Source organism: Endozoicomonas sp. ONNA2 (assembly GCF_024606365.1).
Lineage (GTDB): Bacteria > Pseudomonadota > Gammaproteobacteria > Pseudomonadales > Endozoicomonadaceae > Endozoicomonas.
The window spans coordinates 1-4,331 of the sequence record NZ_JAHHPO010000662.1 but is presented as its reverse complement, the minus strand read 5'-3'; the positions used below and the strand labels follow the sequence as shown (position 1 = coordinate 4,331).

5 protein-coding genes are annotated in these 4,331 nt (G+C 48.5%); all 5 read right to left on the bottom strand.

The annotated features are described in order from the left end of the window. On the bottom strand, nt 1–186 hold a 186-nt coding region (locus KDK14_RS11630), incomplete at its 3' end, for an RbsD/FucU domain-containing protein (protein ID WP_306671524.1). Between the two features lie 14 nt (nt 187–200). Next, nucleotides 201–1,625: an L-fuculokinase gene (fucK, locus tag KDK14_RS11625; protein WP_257265287.1), complete on the bottom strand. Its 1,425-nt coding sequence runs from the start codon at nt 1,623–1,625 to the stop codon at nt 201–203. Nucleotides 1,626–1,957: 332 nt separating this feature from the next. Then, on the bottom strand, nt 1,958–2,377 hold the full coding sequence (locus KDK14_RS11620) for a transposase (protein WP_373691070.1): 420 nt from the start codon (nt 2,375–2,377) through the stop codon (nt 1,958–1,960). A gap of 852 nt (nt 2,378–3,229) precedes the next feature. Then, nucleotides 3,230–3,652 (bottom strand): transposase, encoded by a 423-nt coding sequence (locus KDK14_RS11615; RefSeq protein WP_257265285.1) that lies wholly within the window; start codon nt 3,650–3,652, stop codon nt 3,230–3,232. 199 nt (nt 3,653–3,851) lie between these two features. Then, nucleotides 3,852–4,331: ankyrin repeat domain-containing protein (locus KDK14_RS11610; RefSeq protein ID WP_257265284.1), on the bottom strand; the 480-nt coding region annotated here is incomplete at its 5' end.

The window sequence follows — 4,331 nt, the reverse complement described above, 5'->3', positions numbered from 1 at the left end:
CTCAAACAGGGGCATAATTGCCTGCAGCAATTGATCCACCATTAATCCGTCTGCACGAATCACGCGGTTATTCAAGGTGTGCCCGGGAAAATGCGCATCGGCAAAAATAATTTCATCGCCATGTCCCATTTCAGCCAACAGTTTTAACAAATCCGGCGATATCAGCGGAGAAATTCCTTTCAACATTTGTGCAACCCTCTTCAGGCTATTGTTGGTAATACAGTGTCGTATTCAATAGAAAATGCGCTTCTTGCCTGCTCTGGTGTTGGATAAATACCAGCCCCCACCATGGCAAACATGGCGGCACCAAGCACTGTGGTTTCTGGCTCTTTGAGTATCTTGACCGGCAATTGCAACGTATCCGCCCTGATCTGATTCCATAACGGGTTTTTGGAACCACCACCGACCAGAATTAACTGGGTACTCTTGAAGCCACCGGTGGATTCCAGTTGCCCAAGACTGGTTTTTAATTTATCCGCCAAAGCCTGTAACGCGGCCCGATAAATAGAGCCTCTCTGCGTTGCAATGGTAAGCCCCTCAATTGCCCCAGCCACGAAACCATGGCGATCGGTCATAAATCCCGGATTAAAGGTGACTCCCTGGCATTGCTGACCTGCTGATTCTGCTTCCTGAACCATGACGGCATACTTTTCCTCACCGGTCAGCTCACCGTAGAATAACCGGCCGATCCACTCCAGTACACCTGAGGCCAGCCATTGAATACCGGGGTTGAACAGGCCCGGGCGTGAATCCCATTCACAGGTGAAGCCATCGGCGAATAGATCTGGAGATAAATCCCTGGCTTGTGGTGAACGCGCCATGAGAATTTCCCAGGTACCAGAAGAGAGTACCGGCTGACCCTCATCAGCGCCTGAGCCAAAGATGGCAAATTGGGTATCATGCCCCGCGGAGATAACCGGGATACCGGGAGTCAGGCCCAAAGACTCTGCACTTTCAGGCAACAACTGCCCAATAATGCCGCCTGCCTGCACCATCTCCGGAAAAAAGCAGGACTCCAGGCCAAGTGCCGCAAGAATCTCTGCGCTGAAATTCTGACTGTGTAAATCGGTCAGCTGCGCAGTGCCAGCCATTGTGGCATCTGTCGTCAATTTGCCGGTCAGCTGATGATTAAGCAGGGAGCTAATGAAAAGCCAACGATGGGCTTTTTGCAAAAGTTCAGGCTTGTTCTCCTTCAGCCAGATCAGCTTGTTAATGGTATTAAATGAAAAGTGCCCGACACCGCTGTGGGTAGAGAGCCATTGGGGGTCAAGGTATTTATGAATATTCTTCTGAATTCCTACAGTGCGTGGACACTTCCAGCTGATAACAGAATAAAGCGGCGTGCCAGTTTTATCGACAATAGTCCCATCAACCCCGAATGTAGTCACCGCCAGGGCTTTCACCTGTTCCGGGGCCAGCTTGGCCATAATGTTTTTACAGCACTGGCCCAGCCTGGCAAAAATCCCCGACAGTGGCCACTCGTGCCAGTCGGGGTTCTCAGCGGCAGCAACCGTTATATTCGGTAGTGCTGATTTAGCAATCACCCGGCCATCTTTAGAGACAGCAATGGCCCGTACATTGGTTGCCCCGCAGTCCAGAACTATGACTGCATCACCTTGCGCCATAAGCACTCCAAAATTATTCAGTAACAGGGTCTGTTTCATTAGTCACGATGGCTTGCAGACGGTGGTTTTACCTGGTTTTCAAAACTACCCTCGCCTAAACTTGAGGACAGCCTAAACTAAAATAAAACGGGCAATTTTGACCTGTATCAACATGCCTGATAACTGCACGCGATGTTCGACTTAACGGTTTTCATCCTGGGATGGAGGTATGTCCAATATAAATATCCAAAGTAGCACAAAAACAATATTTCACTATTTTTTAAGCTGCAGCTATCAGGTTCTCGAACTGAATAGGCGCTTTACCTGCACCGATATTGAGATATGACCCAATATTATGGGCCAGTAGCTTTCTGGCTATACGTGATGTCATATGCCACATAATCACGACAGCGGCATTTTTCCATCTCAAATCGTTCTGCAAGCTGGCCAATAACGGTTTTAATCCTGCGTCGCACTCGCATGATCAATTTCACAAACGACTTCGGTCTTTCATCTTTCATGTTTTTGCGTAGAGGCGTCTGCAAGTCGATACTCACTTCCTGGCAATCATTCTTGAACTCAGGTCGTATATATCCTTTATCACCCGGCAAGAGACCTGCAATGCTCTCCATCATGTCATACGCCGCATCACGCTCATCTATATTGGCAGCAGTCAGCGTAAAACCAACAGGAATGCCTCGTGCCTCCAGTAGATGCCAGTAGATGCCCCTGAAAACCATAGAAATGCTTCTTCCTGGATGCGCAGAAACCATAGTCTGCCTCGCCTTTGAAGACTTTACTTCCGGGAGCTCTTGTGCGAACTACAACGTCGATGGGAAAGCCGTCAATCAAATAAATATCTGCATTATCGGCATGCATCAGTTGAACAAGCCGAGTCTGAAGTTTTTGTTTGACCGCCCATAAATTGGCTGCTTGTTTGATGAATGCTGAACGTGATGAAATATCAGGAAACAGCTGTCGCCAATGTCGGGAAAAATACTCCCAGATATGCTTATCAGCATGATGACCCAACCACTCACCAGTGACCTCCATGGTGATAACCTCACTGTCTGAAAGCCCGGGGGGGAATTGACGACCGCGTAGAGCTGCCGGGAAGAGTTCTTTGATCAAATCATCGACTATACAAAAGACAGTAGTGATAAACTGTTCAACAGGCATGGCTGATCTCCTTCTTGTTAACCACTGCTTCTAATAGCAGAAAAGGAGGTTATTCATGCATTTTTAGGTCATTTTAAAAGTCGAACATCGCGTAACTATTACAAACAGCATAACGAATAAGTGTTGCACAAGCTCGGGTTGAATTCTCTAAAGGAAGGTCTATTGAAGTTTATTTTTTGGCTGACCTTAAATCAGAGCGCTTCTGCCGAACGCTATTTATTCAGGATAAGTGTCTCCAGGCCACTGCATTACGGTAGTATGGGGTATGTCATATCTGTCTGGATGAGCTTACATTTCCTCCCTGCTTGTGAATGGCGGTGTTTGTTGCTGTAGCAATACTCAAATCGGTTTCAGGAAACAGAAGGCAATGTGTTTCATAGATTCACCGCAACGCCTGCATGTGAATTTCGGGCGAATGATGGGTTCTGCTGCTTTGACCATGACGTTTAAAACCAGTTGCACCAGTGATAATTGTTTTTTTGCGTTGCCCGATTTCTGCCATTGAAAAGATAGTTACCTGTGAGTTTGCGCCGCTCTTTTCGTCGGGTTCGTCGGGTGTTGATGCCACCACCGGGCACAACAAAGTGTATGAGGGGATGGTAATCCAGCCGTCGGCTACGAGTGTGCAGGACGCTGGTCATGCCCGGGTCTGCATCCAGTTTTTTGCTATTGGTTCCAAACTGTTTCAGGGTATCAGCCACTATTCTTAACAGTAAATCGTACACTTGTCGTTGATGTTGCCAAGCCAGGGCCCGCAGCTGCGCTGGTAAGGTGAAGGTCACCATAAAGTATTCAACGGGCAGCAGTTTCACGGTGGTGAGGTGTTTTTGATACAGTTTGTCAAACCGGATTTGCTCAGAACGTTCCATGTTGCTGCCTTTTAAAAGCCGCGCCGGAGTGGTACGGATATCAGGAAGTATTGGCAATGGTGGGGTGGCTGGAATGAACAGTATTTTTTGCCGCGTTAGCGGCCTGGTTCAACGAGGCGGTTGCCGTTAGAATTCCTGAGTCATGCATAAACCGGTCCGCGCACTCAGTGTGTGGCTTTTATGTTCCGCTATTTTTGGCTCACTGTAGAAAACAGGTCGATTGATGGGCTCCATTTTTAATAAGGAGTTTTCGGCATGCGGTGTGACCTTCCTGGTTAGCCACGTGAAGAGCCGTTTGGCCAAAGTCGTCCTTCTCGTTGACCAGGGAGGGGGCACTTATCAACAATGCCTGGATGGCGTGTGTATTGTCCATAAGAGCAGCTATGTGGAGGGCCGTTTTGCCATAGTTGCTATTCTCGTTGGCCAGGGAGGGGGCAATTATCAACAATTTCTGGATGGCCTCTGCATTGTCCTCACCAGCAGCTATGTGGAGGGCCGTTAGGCCATCGTTGTCCTTCTCGTTGGCCAGGGAGGGGGCACTTTGCAACAATGCCTGGATGATCTCTATGTGGTCATTACGAGCAGCCATGTGGAGGGCCGTTTCGCCATACTTGTTCTTCTCGTTGGCCAGGGAGGGGGCACTTTTCAACAATGCCTGGATGATCTCTGTGTGGCCATG

Bases quoted from the DNA above. Each gene is read 5' to 3' on its own strand.
- KDK14_RS11620 (WP_373691070.1), bottom strand. From the start codon at position 2,377: ATGGTTTCTGCGCATCCAGGAAGAAGCATTTCTATGGTTTTCAGGGGC.
- fucK (WP_257265287.1), bottom strand. From the start codon at position 1,625: ATGGCGCAAGGTGATGCAGTCATAGTTCTGGACTGCGGGGCAACCAAT.
- KDK14_RS11615 (WP_257265285.1), bottom strand. From the start codon at position 3,652: ATGGAACGTTCTGAGCAAATCCGGTTTGACAAACTGTATCAAAAACAC.